The sequence below is a fragment of the Streptomyces sp. NPDC044921 genome, assembly GCF_056432865.1.
The window spans coordinates 148,846-166,823 of record NZ_JBWKIF010000010.1 but is presented as its reverse complement, the minus strand read 5'-3'; the positions used below and the strand labels follow the sequence as shown (position 1 = coordinate 166,823).

General features: G+C 72.7%; 13 protein-coding genes and 1 pseudogene. 5 read left to right on the top strand and 9 right to left on the bottom strand.

Going from position 1 to position 17,978, the window contains the following annotated elements; genetic code table 11:
• Positions 1 to 15 precede the first annotated feature (15 nt).
• Positions 16 to 966, top strand: coding sequence for an FAD-dependent oxidoreductase (locus tag AC07DA_RS17965; protein ID WP_479129120.1), 951 nt, complete (start codon positions 16 to 18; stop codon positions 964 to 966).
• A gap of 66 nt (positions 967 to 1,032) precedes the next feature.
• On the opposite strand, the gene AC07DA_RS17960 is transcribed toward AC07DA_RS17965, so the two are convergent.
• The 3 genes from AC07DA_RS17960 to AC07DA_RS17950 all read right to left on the bottom strand — a co-directional run bounded on the left by AC07DA_RS17960 (position 1,033) and on the right by AC07DA_RS17950 (position 6,069).
• Positions 1,033 to 2,757: a BCCT family transporter gene (locus tag AC07DA_RS17960; RefSeq protein WP_479129119.1), complete on the bottom strand. Its 1,725-nt coding sequence runs from the start codon at positions 2,755 to 2,757 to the stop codon at positions 1,033 to 1,035.
• A gap of 82 nt (positions 2,758 to 2,839) precedes the next feature.
• Positions 2,840 to 4,117, bottom strand: coding sequence for a M14 family metallopeptidase (locus tag AC07DA_RS17955; protein WP_479129118.1), 1,278 nt, complete (start codon positions 4,115 to 4,117; stop codon positions 2,840 to 2,842).
• Positions 4,114 to 6,069 (bottom strand): Xaa-Pro dipeptidyl-peptidase, encoded by a 1,956-nt coding sequence (locus tag AC07DA_RS17950; RefSeq protein WP_479129117.1) that lies wholly within the window; start codon positions 6,067 to 6,069, stop codon positions 4,114 to 4,116. Before AC07DA_RS17950 ends, AC07DA_RS17955 begins: the two co-directional genes overlap by 4 nt.
• Positions 6,070 to 6,268: 199 nt before the next feature.
• On the opposite strand from AC07DA_RS17950, the gene AC07DA_RS17945 reads away from it, so the two are divergent.
• Both AC07DA_RS17945 and AC07DA_RS17940 read left to right on the top strand, forming a co-directional pair.
• Positions 6,269 to 7,795, top strand: coding sequence for a M1 family metallopeptidase (locus tag AC07DA_RS17945; RefSeq protein WP_479129116.1), 1,527 nt, complete (start codon positions 6,269 to 6,271; stop codon positions 7,793 to 7,795).
• A gap of 98 nt (positions 7,796 to 7,893) precedes the next feature.
• The gene (locus tag AC07DA_RS17940) at positions 7,894 to 8,781 is read left to right on the top strand and encodes an arginase family protein (protein WP_479129115.1); all 888 of its coding nucleotides are present in this window, start codon (positions 7,894 to 7,896) and stop codon (positions 8,779 to 8,781) included.
• 9 nt (positions 8,782 to 8,790) lie between these two features.
• On the opposite strand, the pseudogene AC07DA_RS17935 reads toward AC07DA_RS17940, so the two are convergent.
• Together AC07DA_RS17935 and AC07DA_RS17930 are read right to left on the bottom strand one after the other, a co-directional pair.
• Positions 8,791 to 9,130, bottom strand: a pseudogene (locus tag AC07DA_RS17935) (macro domain-containing protein).
• Between the two features lie 41 nt (positions 9,131 to 9,171).
• The gene (locus AC07DA_RS17930) at positions 9,172 to 10,638 is read right to left on the bottom strand and encodes an amino acid permease (RefSeq protein WP_479129114.1); all 1,467 of its coding nucleotides are present in this window, start codon (positions 10,636 to 10,638) and stop codon (positions 9,172 to 9,174) included.
• Between the two features lie 269 nt (positions 10,639 to 10,907).
• Here AC07DA_RS17930 and AC07DA_RS17925 point away from each other — a divergent pair, with 269 nt between their 5' ends.
• Positions 10,908 to 11,624, top strand: a complete 717-nt coding sequence (locus AC07DA_RS17925; RefSeq protein WP_479129113.1) for a MerR family transcriptional regulator — start codon at positions 10,908 to 10,910, stop codon at positions 11,622 to 11,624.
• On the opposite strand, the gene AC07DA_RS17920 is transcribed toward AC07DA_RS17925, so the two are convergent.
• From AC07DA_RS17920 to AC07DA_RS17910, 3 genes are read right to left on the bottom strand one after another with little or no spacing between them, the layout of a single operon-like run.
• Positions 11,610 to 13,796 carry a 3-hydroxyacyl-CoA dehydrogenase NAD-binding domain-containing protein gene (locus AC07DA_RS17920; RefSeq protein WP_479129112.1) on the bottom strand — a complete coding sequence of 729 codons (2,187 nt, stop codon included), beginning with the start codon at positions 13,794 to 13,796 and terminating at the stop codon, positions 11,610 to 11,612. The two genes, AC07DA_RS17925 and AC07DA_RS17920, sit on opposite strands and share 15 nt — an antisense overlap.
• 34 nt (positions 13,797 to 13,830) lie before the next feature.
• Complete coding sequence (locus AC07DA_RS17915) at positions 13,831 to 15,045, bottom strand: acetyl-CoA C-acetyltransferase (protein ID WP_479129111.1); 1,215 nt, start codon at positions 15,043 to 15,045, stop codon at positions 13,831 to 13,833.
• Complete coding sequence (locus tag AC07DA_RS17910; RefSeq protein ID WP_479129110.1) at positions 15,042 to 16,202, bottom strand: CaiB/BaiF CoA transferase family protein; 1,161 nt, start codon at positions 16,200 to 16,202, stop codon at positions 15,042 to 15,044. Before AC07DA_RS17910 ends, AC07DA_RS17915 begins: the two co-directional genes overlap by 4 nt.
• Before the next feature lie 281 nt (positions 16,203 to 16,483).
• On the opposite strand from AC07DA_RS17910, the gene AC07DA_RS17905 reads away from it, so the two are divergent.
• Positions 16,484 to 17,662 carry a saccharopine dehydrogenase family protein gene (locus AC07DA_RS17905; protein WP_479129109.1) on the top strand — a complete coding sequence of 393 codons (1,179 nt, stop codon included), beginning with the start codon at positions 16,484 to 16,486 and terminating at the stop codon, positions 17,660 to 17,662.
• A 16-nt stretch (positions 17,663 to 17,678) separates the two neighbouring features.
• Here AC07DA_RS17905 and mmpA read toward each other — a convergent pair whose 3' ends face one another.
• Positions 17,679 to 17,825 (bottom strand): morphogenic membrane protein MmpA, encoded by a 147-nt coding sequence (mmpA, locus tag AC07DA_RS17900; RefSeq protein WP_479129108.1) that lies wholly within the window; start codon positions 17,823 to 17,825, stop codon positions 17,679 to 17,681.
• Positions 17,826 to 17,978 lie beyond the last annotated feature (153 nt).

Sequence of the window (17,978 nt, the reverse complement as noted above, 5' to 3'; positions counted from 1 at the left end):
CGCTACGGTCCGGCCATGGCAGGCGAACAGAGTGACGAGGTCGTGGTCGTCGGTGGCGGGGTCGTCGGGCTGACGACCGCGGTGGTCCTCGCCGAGGGCGGGCGGCGGGTGCGGTTGTGGACGCGGGACGCCGCCGAGGCGACCACCTCCGCCGTTGCCGGTGCGCTGTGGTGGCCGTACCGGATCGAGCCCGCCGGGCAGGCGCGGGCGTGGGCCCTGCGGTCGCTGGAGGTGTACGAGGAACTGGCCGGGCGGCCCGGGCGGACCGGCGTACGCATGGTCGAAGGGGTACTGGGCGAGACCCGGCTCGACGAGGTGGCCGGCTGGCTGGCGGCGTGGGTGCCGGGGCTGCGGGCGAGCACGGCCGGGGAGTACGCGGGTACGGGCGTGCGGGCCCGGCTGCCGCTCATCGACATGCCGGTGCACCTGGCGTGGCTGCGGGAGCGGTTCGAAGCGGCGGGCGGGGTGGTCGAGGCGCGTGCGGTGCGCTCGTTCGCGGAGGCCGACGCGCCGGTCGTGGTCAACTGCACGGGACTGGCGGCCCGGGAGCTGGTGCCCGACCCGTCGGTGCGGCCGGTGCGCGGCCAGCTGGTCGTCGTGGAGAACCCCGGGATCGACACGTGGCTGGTCTCCCGTGACGCGGCCGGGGAGTACGCCTACCTGTTCCCGCAGCCGGGCGGACTCGTCCTCGGCGGTACCGCGGAAGAGGACGCGTGGTCCCTGGAGCCCGACCCCGCGACGGCCGCGGCGATCGTCGAGCGCTGCGCGGCGCTGCGCCCGGAGGTCGCCGGGGCGAGGGTGCTGGCACACCGGGTCGGGCTGCGCCCCGCCCGCCCGGCGGTCCGCCTGGAGCGCGCGGCCCTGCCGGACGGCCGGCCGCTGGTGCACCACTACGGCCACGGGGGCGCGGGTGTCACGGTGGCGTGGGGGTGCGCGCGGGAGGCGGCGCGGCTGGTCACCGGCTGAGGGAGGGCCGGCGGGGACGGCCGGGGCGCCCCGGGTGGAAGTGCCGGGGCGCCCTGGACCCTCGGGTCAGTGCTTGCCGATCGGATCCCCTTCGACGTCCGGGCCGCGGCCCGGGCCGACGCGGAACTCGAACTCGCCGTCGTACTTCCTGTGCCCCTCGATCACGGCCTGCTCGACGGCCTCGGACCCCATCTGCTCGCGCACGATGACCGGGTCGCGGCGCAGGTCGCGCATGAGGGCGACGCACATGAAGGTCATGACGACGACGAACGGTGCCGCCGCGAGGATCGTGAGGTTCTGCAGGCCCGTCAGGGCGTCGCCCTGCCCGCTGCCGACCATCAGCATGATCGCGGCGACGGCGCCGGTGACCACGCCCCAGAACACCACGACCAGACGGCCCGGTTCGAGCGCGCCCTTCTGCGACAGGCTGCCCATGACGATCGAGGCGGCGTCGGCGCCCGAGACGAAGAAGATGCCCACCAGAACCATCACGAGCAGGCTGGTCACGGTGGCGACCGGGAACTGCTGGAGCACGCCGAAGAGCTGGCCCTCGGGGGTCGTCTCCTTGCCCAGCCGCCCCTGCTCCTGCAGCTTCATCGCCGAGCCGCCGAAGACGGCGAACCAGATCAGGCTGACCGTGCTGGGCACGAGGATGACACCGCCGACGAACTGCCGGATGGTGCGGCCCCGGCTGATGCGGGCGATGAACATGCCGACGAAGGGCGTCCAGGAGATCCACCACGCCCAGTAGAAGACGGTCCAGCTGCCCAGCCAGTCCGCGACGCCCTCGCCGCCGCTGGCCTCCGTGCGCCCGGCCAGCTGGGGCAGGTCGCCGAGGTAGGCGAAGACCGAGGTGGGCAGCAGGTCCAGGACGATGACGGTCGGCCCGGCGACGAACACGAACAGGGCGAGCACGAGCGCCAAAACCATGTTCGTGTTGGACAGCCACTGGATGCCCTTCTCCACGCCCGACACCGCGGACGCGACGAAGGCCAGGGTCAGCACCGCGATGATCACGACGAGCAGCCCGGTGCTCACCTCGTCCATCCAGTCCAGCTCCTGCACACCGGAGCCGATCTGCAGCGCGCCGAGCCCCAGGGAGGCGGCGGAGCCGAAGACGGTCGCGACGATCGCGAGGATGTCGATGACCCGCCCGGCGGCGCCGTTCGCGTTCTTCGTGCCGATGAGCGGGGTGAACACGGCGCTGATGGTCTGCCGCCTGCGCCTGCGGAAGGTGCTGTAGGCGATGGCGAGGCCCACCACGGCGTAGATCGCCCAGGGGTGGAGCGTCCAGTGGAACAGGGTGGTCGCCATGGCCGTCTCCATGCGTTCGCCGGAGTCGGCCGGGTCGGTGCCCGGCGGTGCCGTCGTGTAGTGCGACAGCGGCTCGCTCACGCCGTAGAACATCAGGCCGATGCCCATGCCGGCGCTGAACATCATGGCGACCCAGGAGACCGTGCGGAACTCCGGCTCCTCGCCTTCGGCACCCAGGTGGATACGGCCGTAGCGGCTGACCGCGAGCCACAGGGCGAACACGACGAAGCCGGAGGCGGCCAGCATGAACGCCCAGCCGCCGTTGTGCATCAGGCCGCTGAGCATGCTGGTGGAGACGTCTTCGAGCGAGTCGGTCGCCGCGGCGCCCCAGACCACGAAGGCGAGGGTGAGCACCGCTGTGACGCCGAAGACGATGCGGTCGGTCTGCGGCCGGTTCCGGCCGGGCAGGCCCGCTTCCGACCCCGGCAGCGCGGCTCCCTCGTGGGAGTCCTTGTCGCTTGGTCGTTCTCGCGTCACAGGCGGCACCTTTCATCGAAACAGCTGGGAGAATCGGTTCCTCCGTAACGCTGCTACCACGTGTGGCGGATTTTCACCCCCCTCAGCACCTTGTTTCGCGTGAACCTCTTGTGAGGTGGTACTCGGCCCGGTCGTCGAGCAGCAGGGGGACGAGCGCCCGCAGCGACTGGCGCACGGGCACGAGCACGCCCTCGGCGTCCTTGCGTACGCGCACGCCGTGCAGGGCGAGTTCGTCGCCCACCTCGGCGAACTGGGCGGCCGTGAGCCGGTAGCCGCAGGGCGGGTCCGCGATGACGTCGGCCGGTTCGGGCGGGTCGTTGTCGGCGCCGCCGACGTAGACGGGGCCGCTGGTGGCGTACCCGGCGAGACGGGCCCGGCCCGTGGCCGCCTCGATCCGGCCGCGGCGCTCGTCGGAGTAGGCGAACAGGCCTTGCAGAGCGGCCAGTTGCGAGGTGACCCGGCGCCGGTTGTTCAGCGCCTCGTCGGCCTTCTCGGCGTCGGTGAGCGGGTCGACGCGGCTCTCGATGAGCAGGCCGACCGAGTGCTTCACACCGGACATGTTGCGCAGGATGCGCTCCTGCCCGTCCCCGGCGACCTGCCGGATCGGCTCGCCCGTCCCGGGGTCGGTCCAGATGCCGTAGGTGCCGGTGGAGTGGCCCGCCCGCCGCGCGGCGGGCCGGACGTACGCCTCGGACAGGGTCCGCGCCTCCTCGTGGACCGCGTCGTGGGTGTTGAGGTTGCGCGGCCAGAGGTCGAACAGGGCCTTGTCGTAGTACGGCGGTGTGGCGCCGTACTCGTGCAGGTCGTAGACGAGGTCCGGGCGGTGGTCGCGGATCACGGCGGCCAGGGCGCGGCCCTCGGCGGTCTTCAGGGCGAGGTGGTCGCGGTTGATGTCGACGCCGTCGCCGTTGCCGCGGGTGCCGGCGGCCCGGCCGTCGGGGTTGGCGGTGGGCACGACGAGGACCGTGGTGCGCTCCAGGAAGCGCCGGGTGCGGCTGTCCCGGGCGTACGCGAGGTCGCGGATCGTGGTGAGGCAGGCCTCGCGGCCGGAGGGCTCGTCGCCGTGCTGGCTGCAGACGAGCAGCACCTTGTTCGGAGTGGGCCGGGTGCCGATCCGGACGAGCTGGAGGGGCCGGCCCTGCTCGGTCGTGCCGAAGCGGGACACGGAGACACGGCTGCTCGCCCGGTCCACGGCCCGGAGGAAGTCCCGCTCCTCGGGCTGGGTGGTCCAGCGGGCGCCGTTCGTCTGCTCGAAACCGGTGCGCGGCGGTGAGTCCGGGACGCTCGCCTCGGCCGGGACGGCGACCAGGGACGCGGCGAGCGCAGCGGCGGTCAGGGTCAGGGCGCGGACGCGGATCACTGGGTTCCCCCCGGGACGCGGTGGGTGGTGCGCGGCTCCCGTACGCCGTCCAGGAGGGAGGCGCCGGGCACGGCGGACGCGGCGCCCGCGGTGGCGCGGGCGAAGGCGGCGGCCCCGCCGGCGAACGGCACGCGTGCCGAGGTGCGGGCGAGGTCGAGCTTCAGGGTCGGCCGGTCGGCGGGAGGGTCGATGAGGTCCTTGTCGGTGCCGGCCACGATCAGCGCCAGGCGGTGGCCCTTCGGCACGACGTGGTCGGTGGCCGCCAGGTCGAGGGTGATCGTGTACCGCTTGCCCGGGGTGAGGGGGGCGCCCTTGGAGTCGGAGGCGTGGTTGCCCAGGTCGGCCCAGCCGCGGCTGACGATCGTGTAGTCGACGTCGGCGGTCTTCGCCCTCGTCTCCTTGAAGCAGGCGCTGTCGCCGGCGGTGCTCGCGCCCCAGCAGGTGCGGTCGGTGAGCGTGGTGATGCCCTCGCCCGGGTCGGCGTAGTCGCGGATGGTCGCGGGGCCGATGTCCACGAGGACGGCGGAGAGGTGGGCCGTCGGGGTGGAGGGCGTGGCGGTGACGGTCACCTCGGAGGAGCCGGACAGGCGCAGGTCGCGGGTGAGCGGCCCGGTGACGAAGCCGGCCTTCTCCGGTGTCGGCCGGTCGATGCGCGCGGCCCAGTCGGTCTCGCTCAGCGCGGGGTCGTCGGTGACGGTCGCGGTGCCGTGGCGGCGGTGCAGGCCGAGGGTGCCGACGCCGTGCTGGGTGCCCGGGCCGGGGCGCAGGGTGGCGGCGCGGGTGCCGCTCGGCGGCCAGGTCCGGGAGGTGGTCCACTGGTCGGGCGCGCGTTCGATGTCGGCCATGGGTTGGCGGTCGATGCCGTTGGCGTAGCCCATGAGCTCGTGGTCGAACCAGCGGTGCAGGGTCTCGACCCATTCCGCGCGCCGGAAGTCGAAGGGGTCGACGTGGCCGGTCTGCGACAGCCAGATCTTGCGGTCGACGCCGTTCTTCGCGAGGGCGTCCCACCACTGGCCGACGTGCTTCATGCGGACGTTGAGGTCCTGCAGGCCGTGGACGAGGAAGACGCTGGCCTTGACCTTGCGCGCGGCCTTCACGTAGTCGCGCTCGGCCCACAGCGGGGTCAGGTCGCCGCTGCGCGGGGCGCCGTCGACGAGCTTGCGCTGCACGGCTGCGCACGTGGCGCGGGCGTCGGGGCTGTTGACGTAGTTCGAGAGCCAGTCGGGGCCGGAGTCGTACAGCGGGGCGCCCTGCTGGAAGTAGTAGTCGTACCAGGAGGAGATGGCGCTGATCGGGACGATGGTCTCCAGGCCCTCCACGCCGGTGGCGGCGACGCCGTTGGCGATGGTGCCGTCCCAGCTCTTGCCGATCATGCCGGTGCGGCCGTTGGTCCAGCCGGCCTGGGCGCGGGTGCTGCCGGTGCGGGTGGTGTAGGCCTTGGCGCGGCCGTTCAGCCAGTCGACGACGGCCTTGGCCGACCGGACGTCGGAGCGGCCGCCGACGTCGACGCAGCCGTCCGAGCGACTGGTTCCGGCCAGGTCGACGCCGACGACGGCGTAGCCGCGCGGGACGAAGTAGTTGTCGTAGAACAGCGGCATCCGCACGACGTCGCCGTGTCCGTCGTACGTCTTCTTCTGGCTCTCGTTGCCGCGCCCGCAGCAGGAGTAGTACGGGCTGGCGTCCATGATGACGGGGACCTTGCGGCCCCGGGCGGCGGGTTCGCGGGGGCGGACGATGTCGACGGCGACCCGGTCGGCCCTTCCGTCGCCGTCGCCGTCGAGTCCGGTGTCCACCCAGACGGCCTCGCGGATGGCGTTCTCGTAGGAGTGGACGGGCTCGCTCCCGCTGGGGGCGGCCTGGGCGGCCGCCGGGGTGAGCAGGGTGGCCATCAGGGCGGCCGTGGCCGCCGTCGCGAGCGGTCTCCAGGTCGTGAAGCGCGTGCGTTTCGGCATGCGCCGGACGGTACATCGGTGAACTCCTGTTCAGAAGAGGGCCGCTGACGGACCGGCGTGTCCGGAAGTGCTCCGGGGGCGGGTGTCCCATGTCGGCCGAATGGCGATCGTGTGACAGCGGGGGCCATGGACATGACCAGAGGCACAGGGAGTCAATAGGCTCCGGACAGACTTCGGCACCTACGACTTGGAGCCTTGCGTGCACCGCAGAATCATCGTGCCGGGAGCCCTGGCGGCGGCCGTTCTCCTGCTGGCGATCCCGGCGTCGGCCGCCCCCCACTCCCCCGGCGCGCCGGGTATCGGCGACCCCTACTACCCGGCCTACGGCAACGGCGGATACGACGTCTCCCACTACGACCTCCGGCTGAAGTACCAGCCGGCCACGGACGAACTGGAGGGCACGGCCACCCTGGTGGCCCGCACCACCCAGGACCTGTCGCGCTTCAACCTCGACTTCCTGCTGGACGTCGACGAGGTGCGTGTCAACGGGGTCAAGGCCTCCTTCACGACCTCCGGCGAGCACGAGCTGGAGATCACGCCGAAGACCCCGCTGGCCAAGGGCGCGTCCGTCACGGTCGTCGTGCGCTACCACGGCGTGCCGTCGTCGAAGCGGGCCTACGGCTTCACCAGCTGGCACCGCACCCCCGACGGCGGTGTCGCGGCCAACGAGCCGGAGGCGGCCGCCTGGTGGTTCCCGAGCAACGACCACCCGCTCGACAAGGCCACCTACGACGTGTCCGTGCTGGTCCCGGACGGCACCCAGGCGATCTCCAACGGCACGCTGCAGTCGAGGAGTTCACGACTCGGCTGGACGCGCTGGAACTGGCGCTCCAACAAGCCGCAGGCCACGTACCTCGCGACGCTCGCCGTCGGGAAGTTCGACCTCACCACCGGCACGACCGAGGGCGGCATCCCGGTCGTCAACGCCTACAGCAAGGACCTCGGCGACCACGCCGGCGCGGCCCGCGCGAGCATCGAGCGCAGCGGCGAGATCGTGGACTGGCTGAGCGGCTATTTCGGGCCCTACCCGTACAACGCCCTCGGCGGGTACGTCCCGAACACCAACACCGGGTACGCCCTGGAGACCCAGACCCGGCCGTTCTACAGCCCCCGGAACTTCGCGAACGGGTCGAACGTGTCCCTCGTCGTCCACGAGCTGGCCCACCAGTGGTACGGGGACGTGGTGTCCCTCAAGGGCTGGAAGGACATCTGGATCAACGAGGGATTCGCGCGGTACGCGCAGTGGCTGTGGTCCGAGCACGAGGGCGAGGGGACCGCGCAGGAACTCGCCGACTACGTGTACGCCGCGCACCCGGCCGACGACCCGTTCTGGACGGTGCGGCCCGGGGATCCCGGCCCGGACGAGCAGTTCGACATCGCCGTCTACGACCGGGGCGCGCTCGCCGTGCAGGCGCTGCGCAACGCGATCGGCGACGAGGCGTTCTTCACGATCCTCCAGGGCTGGCCGCGGAAGTACGCCCACGGCAACGCGTCCGTCGCCGACTTCCGGCGCTACGCCGAGGAGGTGTCCGGCAAGCCGCTGGCCGCCCTGTTCGACACGTGGCTGTTCCAGCCGTCCAAGCCGGGGGTGCCGGCGGCCCGGGCGGCGGCGGTCGCCAAGGCGGCCAAGACGGTGACGCAGCCGAAGTCGTGGAAGAAGATCGCGGCGACCAACGGGGCGCACGAGCACGGCGGCCGCGGGGAGGGTGCCGGGCACCGGCACTGACGCGCCGCGCCGCGCCGGGCGGTCTACGGTGGGCCCATACGCGCCGGACGTATGGGCCCGGCGGCGTGCCGTGAGGGCTGCCGACGAAGGAGCCGGGCGTGCGGAACGTGGCAATCATTGAGGCACCGTCCGTCCTGGGGCTGCGCCCGACGGGAGTCGAGGACCTGGCGTCGGCGCTGCTCGGCGCGGGGCTGGCCAAGGCGCTGGGCGCGGACGCCGCGGGCCGGGTCGAGCCGCCGCCGTACGACCCGGAGCGGGAAGCGGAGACCGGGGTGCTGAACCCGGGCGGCATCGCGGCGTACTCGGCCGCGCTGGCCGACGCCGTGGGCGGTGTCCTCGACGGCGGCCGGTTCCCGCTCGTGCTCGGCGGTGACTGCAGTGTGCTGCTCGGCACCCTGCTCGCGCTGCGCCGCCGGGACCGGCACGGGTTGCTGTTCCTCGACGGGCACACGGACTTCTACCAGCCGGAGGCCGAGCCGGCCGGCGAGGTGGCCTCGATGGAACTCGCCCTGGCCACCGGGCGAGGCCCGCGCGTCCTGGCCGATCTGGAGGGCCGGGGCCCGCTCGTGCGGGACGGGGACGTCGTCGCCCTGGGCTTCCGGGACGCGGAGGAGTCGGCGGCGTCCGGGATGCAGCCGCTGCCGGACGCGCTGCACGCGATGGAACTGGACACCGTGCGCGCCCTCGGGGCGGCCGAGGCGGCCCGCCGGGCGGTCGGGCTGCTCAGCGGCGACGGCACGGGCCCCGGGTACTGGGTGCATCTCGACGTCGACGTGCTGGACGACGCGCTGATGCCCGCCGTCGACTACCGCCAGCCGGACGGCCTGACCTGGCAGGAACTGGAGACCGTCCTGCGCACGGCGCTGTCCTCCGGCCCGGCGGTGGGCCTCGACGTGGCGATCTTCAACCCCCGCCTGGACCCCGGCGGCACCCTCACCCGGCGCCTGGCGGACTGCCCGGCCGGGGCCTTCGGCGGCGAGGGCTGAGCCCGGCCCTCACGGCCCGTGGTCGTACACCCTCACCGGTATGCCCCGGCGCACCAGCCGCTCCTCGATCAGCGGCTCGACCCGGGACCATGAACCGCCGGCGAGGCCGCAGCCGATCCGGGGCATGTGCACGCAGGCGCCGAGCGCGCGGGCCTTGGCCGCGACGGTCCCCAGGGCCCGGTCGATCGCCTCGTAGCGCACCGGGACGCTGGCCGGGCCGGCGGCGCGACACCGCGAGGACGAAGCCCTTGCCCCGGCCCCCGGCGTCGTTGCAGACGTGGGCGATGACCTTGACGCCCTTCGCCGACGGGGCGGTGGCGTCACCCCGGACGCAATGGATCTCCGGCATGACGCCACCGTAGGCGAGGCCACCGACATCGGCCCGGGCCGCTACTTCGTCAGCTGCGACAGCTCCTGGTCCGTCGTCCGGGAGACCCGGCGGCGGATGCCGTACCAGCCCGCCACCAGCATGATCGCGATCAGCGGGATGAGCAGGAGCGTCTTGCGGCCGACCTCCGGGTCGTTCCACATCATGCCGAGGCAGGCCAGCAGGAAGGCGATCGTGGCGGTCTCCGTGACCGGGCTGCCGAAGAGGCGGAAGGAGGGGCGGGCGACCAGGCCCGCCTTGGCGCGGCGGACGAAGACCAGGTGGCAGATCATGATGATCACCCACGTGCTGATGATGCCGAGGGAGGCGACGTTCAGCACGATCTCGAAGGCCTGGGCCGGCACCAGGAAGTTCAGGCCGACGCCGAGTACGCAGACTCCGCAGGTCAGCAGGATGCCGCCGTAGGGGACCTGGCTGCGGTTCATCCGGGCGGTGAACTTCGGCGCCGAGCCGGCCATGGCCATGGAGCGCAGGATGCGGCCCGTGGAGTACAGGCCCGAGTTGAGCGAGGACATGGCGGCCGTGAGGACCACCAGGTTCATCACGTCGCCCGCGGCCGGGACGCCGATCTTCGACAGGACCGTGACGAAGGGGCTCTGGTCGGCCGAGTAGACCGAGCCGGGCAGCAGCAGGGCGAGCAGGACGACGGAGCCGACGTAGAACAGGCCGACGCGCCACATGATCGAGTTCACCGCGCGCGGGACGACCTTCTCCGGCTCGGCGGTCTCGCCCGCGGCGACACCGACCAGCTCCAGCGCGGCGTACGCGAAGATGACGCCCTGCATGACGAGGACGACCGGCATCATGCCGTGCGGGAAGACGCCGCCGTTGTCCGTGATGACGCTCAGGCCCGGGGTCTGGCCGCCCACCTCGTGCTGGGTGGCGAGCAGGAAGATGCCGATGAGCATGAAGCCGACGAGCGTCGCGACCTTGATGATCGCGAACCAGAACTCCATCTCGCCGAAGATCTTCACCGAGATCAGGTTCACGGCCAGCACCACCGCGAGGGCGATCAGCGCGAGCACCCACTGCGGGATGTCGGTGAACAGGCTCCAGTAGTGCGTGTAGAGCGCGATCGCGGTGATGTCGGCGATGCCGGTGGTCGACCAGTTCAGGAAGTACATCCAGCCGGCGACGTAGGCGCCCTTCTCGCCGAGGAACTCGCGGGCGTACGACACGAACGAGCCGGAGGAGGGGCGGTACAGGACCAGCTCGCCGAGGGCCCGCACGACGAAGAAGGCGAAGACGCCGCAGACCAGGTAGGCCAGCGCGAGCGCCGGGCCCGCGTTGTGCAGCCGGCCGCCCGCCCCCAGGAAGAGCCCGGTGCCGATCGCACCGCCGATGGCGATCATGTTGACGTGGCGGGCCTTGAGGTCCTTGCTGTAGCCGGCGTCGCCCGCGTCCGCGGGCACCTGGGCCGCATCGGTACGCGGCGTGGCCGCAGCCGTGTTCACGGCGTCCTTGCTCACGGGTGGTTCCACTTCCTGGATCGCCCCGGACGTCGTGGGTCCGGGGTCCGTACAGTGCGCTGGCCCGCACCACCCTTGTGACGCGGCACAGACCAGGGCAGCACCTTCCCATACGCCTCGGGTCGCACACGGTGACCGGCGTCACAGAGCGTGACTTCTCACAAGGTCCACCAGGGACACGCACAACGGCCGACCGTCGTTCACCGCATGGTCATCGACCGCCGCGGGTGAGGTGTCACAGCACGGGTGGGACAGCGATACTGCTGCACATGACGACCGACGCCGAGGAGCCGACCCTCACCATCGACGAGCTGGCCGCCCGGGCCGGTGTCACGGTGCGCACGGTCCGCTTCTACGGCACGAAGGGGCTGCTGCCGCCGCCGGTGCTCGGCCCCCGGCGCGTGGGGCACTACGGGCGGGAGCACCTGGCCCGGCTGGCGCTGATCGAGGAGCTGCAGCGGCAGGGCATGACACTGGCCGGCATCGAGCGGTACCTGCGGCAGCTCCCCCCGGACCTGAGCGCGCACGACCTGGCCGTCCACCGGGCGGTGGTGGCGTCCTGGGCGCCGGACACCGTGGAGACGGTCACCCGGGAGGAGTTGGCGCGGCGGGCCGGGCGGCCGCTGGGCGAGGAGGACGTCGAGCGGCTGGTGGCGATGGGCGTGGTCCGGCCCGCCGAGGGCGGCTACGAGGCCGACCTCGGCCTGCTCCGGCTGGGCGCCGGACTGCTGGACGTGCCGCTCTCCCCGGAGGCGATCTTCGCGGCGCGCAAGGTCCTCCTCGAACACGCGCGCGCCGCGGCCCGGGACCTCTCCCAGCTCTTCCGCGGCGAGGTGGCGGAGCGCGACGCGCGGGACGTGCGGTCCCTGTCGGCGCACATGCACCCCCTGGTGGTGCAGGCGCTCCTCACCGCGTTCCAGCGTTCGCTGAGGGAAGAGCTGGGCGAGTGGCTGGCCGGTCCGTCCGGTGGGTCAGCCGCGCGCTGAGTCGCTGAAGCGCTCCCCCTTCTCCGCCTTCTCGACGAGCAGGGCAGGCGGGGTGAACCGGTCGCCGTAGCGCTCGGCGAGTTCCCGCGCGCGGGCCACGAACCCGGGCAGTCCTCCGTCGTAGCCGTTGATGTACTGGAGCACGCCGCCGGTCCAGCCCGGGAAGCCGATGCCGAAGACGGAGCCGATGTTGGCGTCGGCGACGGAGGTCAGCACGCCCTCCTCCAGCAGCCGGACGGTGTCCAGCGCCTCGGAGAACAGCATGCGTTCCTGCATGTCCTCGAACGGGATCCGGTGGCCGGGCCGGGTGAAGTGCTCGCGCAGGCCCGGCCAGAGGCCGGTGCGCTTGCCGTCCTCGTCGTAGTCGTAGAAGCCGGCGCCGCCGCTGCGGCCGGTGCGGCCGAACTCGTCGACCATGCGGTCGATGACGGCCTCGGCGGGGTGGGGCGTCCAGGTGCCGCCGGCCTCCTCGACCGCGCGCTTCGTCTCGGCCCGGATCTTGCGGGGCAGGGTCAGCGTCAGCTCGTCCATCAGCGACAGCACCTTGGCCGGGTAGCCGGCCTGGGCCGCGGCCTGCTCGACCGAGGCCGGCTCGATGCCCTCGCCGACCAACGCGACGCCCTCGTTGATGAAGTGCCCGATGACGCGGGAGGTGAAGAAGCCGCGCGAGTCGTTGACGACGATCGGCGTCTTGTTGATCTGCCGGACCAGGTCGAAGGCGCGGGCCAGGGCCTCCTCGCCGGTGCGCTCGCCCTTGATGATCTCCACGAGCGGCATCTTGTCGACCGGCGAGAAGAAGTGCAGCCCGATGAAGTCGGCCTGGCGCTCGACGCCTTCGGCGAGGGCGGTGATGGGCAGGGTGGAGGTGTTGGAGCACAGCAGCGCGTCGGGGGCGACGACGTGCTGGATCTCCTGGAACACCTTGTGCTTGAGGGAGGTGTCCTCGAAGACGGCCTCGATGACCGCGTCGCAGCCGGCCAGGTCCTGGACCTCGGCGGTGGGCGTGATGCGGGCCAGCAGCGCGTCGGCCTTCTCCTGGGTGGTGCGGCCCTTGGCGACGGCCTTGGCGCACAGCTTCCCGGAGTAGCCCTTGCCCTTGACGGCGGCCTCCAGGGACACGTCCTTCAGCACGACGTCGATGCCGGCGCGGGCACAGGAGTAGGCGATGCCGGCGCCCATCATGCCGGCGCCCAGGACGGCCACCTTGCCGACCTTGCGGGGCTCGACGCCCTGAGGGCGGTTGGCGCCGGAGTTGACGGCCTGGAGGTCGAAGAAGAACGCCTGGATCATGTTCTTCGAGGTCTGGCCCGCGGCCAGTTCGACGAAGTAGCGGGCCTCGATGACCTGCGCGGTCTCGAAGTCCACCTGGGCGCCCTCGACGGCCGCGGCGAGGATGTTGCGCGGGGCCGGGTAGGGGGCGCCGCCCGTCTGCTTGCGCAGGGTGGCCGGGAAGGCGGGCAGGTTGGCCGCGAACCTGGGGTCGGCCGGGGTGCCGCCGGGGATCTTGTAGCCCGGCCGGTCCCAGGGCTGCTGCGACTCGGGGTGGGCGTCGATGAACGCCCTGGCCTTGGCGAGGAGTTCCTCCTGGGTGGTGGCGACCTCGTCGACGAGGCCGTTGTCCAGGGCGCGGCGCGGGCTGTACTGGGTGCCCTGGAGGAGGACCTTCAGCAGGGCGTCGGCGATGCCCAGCAGGCGGACGGTGCGGACGACGCCACCGCCTCCGGGGAGCAGGCCGAGGGTGACCTCGGGGCAGCCGATCTTCGAGCCCGGCGCGTCCAGGGCGATCCGGTGGTGGCAGGCCAGGGCGATCTCGTAACCGCCGCCCAGGGCCGCGCCGTTGAGGGCGGCGACGACGGGCTTGCCGAGGGTCTCGATGCGGCGCAGGTCCCGCTTGATGGCCATGCCGCCGTCGAACAGCTCCTGGGCGGTCTCGGGCGTGACGCGGATGAGGTCGCGCAGGTCCCCGCCGGCGAAGAAGGTCTTCTTGGCCGAGGTGACGATGACGCCCCGGATGGTGTCCTTCTCGGCCTCCAGCCGGTCGGTGACGGCGGCGAGTGAGTCGCGGAACGCCCGGTTCATGGTGTTCGCGGACTGGTTGGGGTCGTCGAGGACCAGGGTGACGAGGCCGGTGCGGTCCTGCTCCCAGCGGATGGTGGTGGGCTCAGTGCTCATGTGGAGGTGCTCCGTGTGATCCGTCGGGAGGGGGTCAGATGCGCTCGACGATGGTGGCGACGCCCATGCCGCCGCCGACACACAGCGTGGCGAGGCCGTAGCGCTTGTCCTGGCGCTCCAGCTCGTCGAGGAGGGTGCCGAGGATCATCGCGCCGGTGGCGCCGAGGGGGTGGCCGAGGGCGATGGCGCCGCCGTTGACGTTGACCTTGTCCAAGGACAGGCCCATGTCCTTCACGAAGCGCAGCACGACCGCCGCGAACGCCTCGTTGATCTCGACGAGGTCGATGTCGTCGATGGTCAGGCCGGCCTTGGCGAGGGCCTTGCGGGTGGCGGGGGCGGGGCCGGTGAGCATGATGGTGGGCTCGGAGCCGGAGACGGCGGCGGAGACGATCCGCGCGCGGGGCGTGAGGCCGTGGCGCTCGCCGGCCTCCTTGGAGCCGATCGCGACGAGCGAGGCGCCGTCGACGATGCCCGAGGAGTTGCCCGCGTGGTGGACGTGGTCGATCTTCTCCACCCAGTGGTACTGCTGGAGCGCCACGGCGTCGAAGCCGCCGAGCTCGCCGATGTCCGCGAAGGACGGCTTCAGCCTGGCGAGGGAGTCGGCGGTGGTGCCGGGGCGCAGGTGCTCGTCGTGGTCGAGGACGACGAGGCCGCTGCGGTCCTTCACCGGGACGACGGACCGGTCGAAGCGCCCCTCCTTCCAGGCGGTGGCGGCCCGCTCCTGGGAGAGCGCGGCGTACTCGTCGACGTCCCGGCGGGAGAAGCCCTCGATGGTGGCGATGAGGTCGGCTCCGATGCCCTGCGGCACGAAGTTGACCTGGAGGTTGGTCATCGGGTCGTTGAACCACGCGCCGCCGTCGGAGGCCATCGGCACCCGGGACATCGACTCGACACCGCCGGCGAGGACGAGGTCCTCCCAGCCGGAACGCACCTTGGCGGCGGCCAGGTTGACGGCCTCCAGGCCCGAGGCACAGAAGCGGTTCTCCTGGACGCCGGCGACGGTGTCGGGCAGCCCGGCCGCGATCGCCGCGATCCGCGCGATGTCGGAGCCCTGGTCGCCGACCGGGCCGACGACGCCGAGCACGATGTCGTCCACGGCGGCCGGGTCCAGGGCGGGGAACCGGGCGCGGATCTCGTGGATGAGCCCGACGACCAGGTCGATGGGCTTGGTGCCGTGCAGGGCGCCGTTGGCCTTGCCGCGTCCGCGGGGGGTGCGGATCGCGTCGTACACGTACGCTTCGGTGCTCACGGGGAGGCCTTTCGCTGAGGGGTGCGGGACGCTTGCAGCAGCCCGGGGACGTCCCACTCCCGGGCGACGTCCGCCGTGTCGGCGCCCGGCCGGGCCGGGCCGCTGCGGACGGTGGTCGGGGTCGCGGAGAAACGGGGGGCCGGGGCGGGCTGGGTGATGCCGCCGTGGTCGGTGAAGGTGCCGCGGGCGGCCAGGTGCGGGTGGTGGGGGGCCTCGCGCAGCGACAGCACGGGCGCCACGCACGCGTCGGTGCCGTCGAAGACGGCCGTCCACTCGTCCCTGGTACGGCTCTTGAAGCGGGCGGCGACCTCCTCGCGCAGATCGCCCCAGCGGGCGGCGTCCGTGCGCGCGGCGGACCGGTCCCCGATGCCGAGCAGGGCGAGGAACTCCGCGTAGAACTGCGGCTCCAGGGCGCCGACGGCCATGTGGCGGCCGTCGGCCGTCTCGTACGTGCCGTAGTAGGGGCAGCCGCCGTCCAGGAGGTTGGCGCCGCGGCGGTCCTGCCAGACGCCGGCGGCGAGCATGCCGTGGATCATCGTGGCGAGGTGGGCGGTGCCGTCGACGATGGCGGCGTCCACGACCTGGCCGGTCCCGGTCGCCCGCGCGTGGTGCAGGGCGGCGAGGACACCGACGACGAGGTAGAGGGAGCCGCCCGCGAAGTCGCCGAGCAGGTTGGCGGGGAACGGCGGCGGTTCCTCGGGGCGGCCGATCAGGCCGAGGACGCCGGTGGGCGCGATGTAGGCGATGTCGTGTCCGGCGCGCGGGGCGAACGGGCCGTCCTGGCCCCAGCCGGTCATCCGGCCGTACACCAGGCGCGGGTTGCGGGCGTGGCAGTCCTCGGGTCCGACGCCGAGGCGTTCGGCGACGCCGGGGCGGTAGCCCTCGACCAGGATGTCGGCGCGTGCGGTCAGGTCGAGCACCTGGCCGGGGCCGTCCGGGGCCTTCAGGTCGACGACCACCGAGCGCTTGTTGCGGTTGGTGACGTCGCACGCCGGGTCGATGGCCAGTCCCGGGCCGCCGGGCCGGTCCACGCGCACGACGTCGGCGCCGAGGTCGGCCAGGAGCATGGCGGCGAACGGGCCGGGCCCGATGCCGGCCAGCTCGACGACGCGCACGCCGGTCAGCGGGCCGTGTGCCGGCGTCCTTGCCGTGGTCATCCAGCCCCCAGTGCTGTGACACAAGTGATGTAACACCGATGATGCTAAGAACGCGTTCCACTCCGCACAAGAGCTGAACGAGCAAGCGCTTAGCAATGTGCCGTACGGGTCAGCGCCCGTCCAGTTCCGCCGTCGGCCGCTTCGGCGCGATCACCCGGTAGGCCTTCCCCATGTTCCAGGGCGCCGCCATCGCGTTCCTCCGGGCTCGTCGTCGGGCTCCGCACCGCTCACGCTAGCCTCGGCCGGCGACAGCGGCACGCGCTGCACGACCGAGGGGTGTCATGAGCAGGCAAAACAGGACGGACCGTCCGTACGACATCGTGCTCTTCGGAGCCACCAGTTTCGCCGGCGCGCTCACCGCCGAGTACCTGGCCGGTCACGCGCCCGGGGGGCTGCGCTGGGCCATCGCGGGCCGCGACGAGGAGAAGCTGGCGCGGCTGCGGGAGCGGCTGCCCGGGGACGCCGGGGTCGGCGTGCTGCGGGCGGACGTGTCCGACCCGGCCTCCCTGCGCGCCCTCGCCGAACAGGCGCGCGTGGTGGCCACCACGGTCGGCCCGTACGTCACCCACGGCGAGGAACTCGTCGCCGCCTGCGCGGACGCCGGGACGGACTACCTGGACCTGTGCGGCGAGCCGGAGTTCGTGGACCTGATGTACGTCCGGTACGACGCCCGCGCGCGGGAGACCGGGGCGCGGCTGGTGCACGCCGCCGGGTTCGACTCGGTCCCGCACGACCTGGGCGTGTACTTCACCGTGCAGCAGCTGCCGGAGGACGTGCCGCTGAGCGTCGAGGGCTTCGTCACCGCCGACGCGGCCTTCTCGGGCGGCACCTTCGCCTCCGCGCTCAACCAGTTCGCGCGCCAGCGGGAGATGGCGGCGGCCGCGCGGGACCGGCGGCGGCACGAGCCGCGGCTGGTGGGCCGGCGCGCCTCGGCACCGCTGGGCGGGCCGCGGTTCGCCCGTGAGGTCGGGGCGTGGGCGCTGCCGATGCCGACCATCGATCCGCAGATCGTGCGGCGTTCGGCGGCGGCCCTGGACCGGTACGGGCCCGACTTCCGCTACCGCCAGTACGCGGCCGTCCGCCGGCTGCCGGTCGCGCTGGGCGGGGTGGCGGCGGTCGGCGCGCTGGTGGCGGCGGCTCAGGTGCCGCCGGCACGGCGCTGGCTGTCGGACCGGGTGCAGCCCGGCGACGGGCCGGGGCCGCAGAAGCGGGCCAGGAGCTGGTTCTCCGTGCGTTTCGTGGGCGAGGGCGGCGGCCGACGGGTGTACACGGAGGTTTCCGGCGGGGACCCGGGCTACGACGAGACGGCGAAGATGCTGGCCGAGTCGGCGCTGTGCCTGGCCCTCGACGAACTGCCGGAGACGGCGGGCCAGGTCACCACGGCGGTGGCGATGGGCGACGCGCTCGTCGGCCGGCTGCGCGCGGCGGGCATCCGCTTCCGCGTGGCGTCGGTGCGCTGAGGAGGCGCCCCGCGGCCTACCGGGGCCACTCGGCGATGGTGTAGATCATCCCGGCTATCCAGCCGAGCCCCGCCAGCACGGCGAGGACCAGCCCGATGGTGACGGCCCGCTCGACGGTCTGGGTGGGGCCGGCAACTGGCTTGGGAGCACGGTGCGTTGTCATGCGCCCCAGCCTGCCGAGCGGGCGTCGGCGGGGCATCCGTACGGGTACTCAGAACCGGTACTCAGAACCAGCACTCAGACCGGTACTCAAAACCGGTACTCAGATCCCCCGCCCGGCCCGTGCCTTCGCCCCGGCTTGAGACTTTTCCCGGCC

What these genes read in the sequence shown, in the direction of transcription:
- AC07DA_RS17965 (WP_479129120.1), top strand. Translation starts at nt 16, where the DNA reads ATGGCAGGCGAACAGAGTGACGAGGTCGTGGTCGTCGGTGGCGGGGTC.
- AC07DA_RS17950 (WP_479129117.1), bottom strand. Translation starts at nt 6,069, where the DNA reads ATGCCGAAACGCACGCGCTTCACGACCTGGAGACCGCTCGCGACGGCG.
- AC07DA_RS17925 (WP_479129113.1), top strand. Translation starts at nt 10,908, where the DNA reads ATGACGACCGACGCCGAGGAGCCGACCCTCACCATCGACGAGCTGGCC.
- AC07DA_RS17920 (WP_479129112.1), bottom strand. Translation starts at nt 13,796, where the DNA reads ATGAGCACTGAGCCCACCACCATCCGCTGGGAGCAGGACCGCACCGGC.
- AC07DA_RS17910 (WP_479129110.1), bottom strand. Translation starts at nt 16,202, where the DNA reads ATGACCACGGCAAGGACGCCGGCACACGGCCCGCTGACCGGCGTGCGC.
- AC07DA_RS17905 (WP_479129109.1), top strand. Translation starts at nt 16,484, where the DNA reads ATGAGCAGGCAAAACAGGACGGACCGTCCGTACGACATCGTGCTCTTC.
- mmpA (WP_479129108.1), bottom strand. Translation starts at nt 17,825, where the DNA reads ATGACAACGCACCGTGCTCCCAAGCCAGTTGCCGGCCCCACCCAGACC.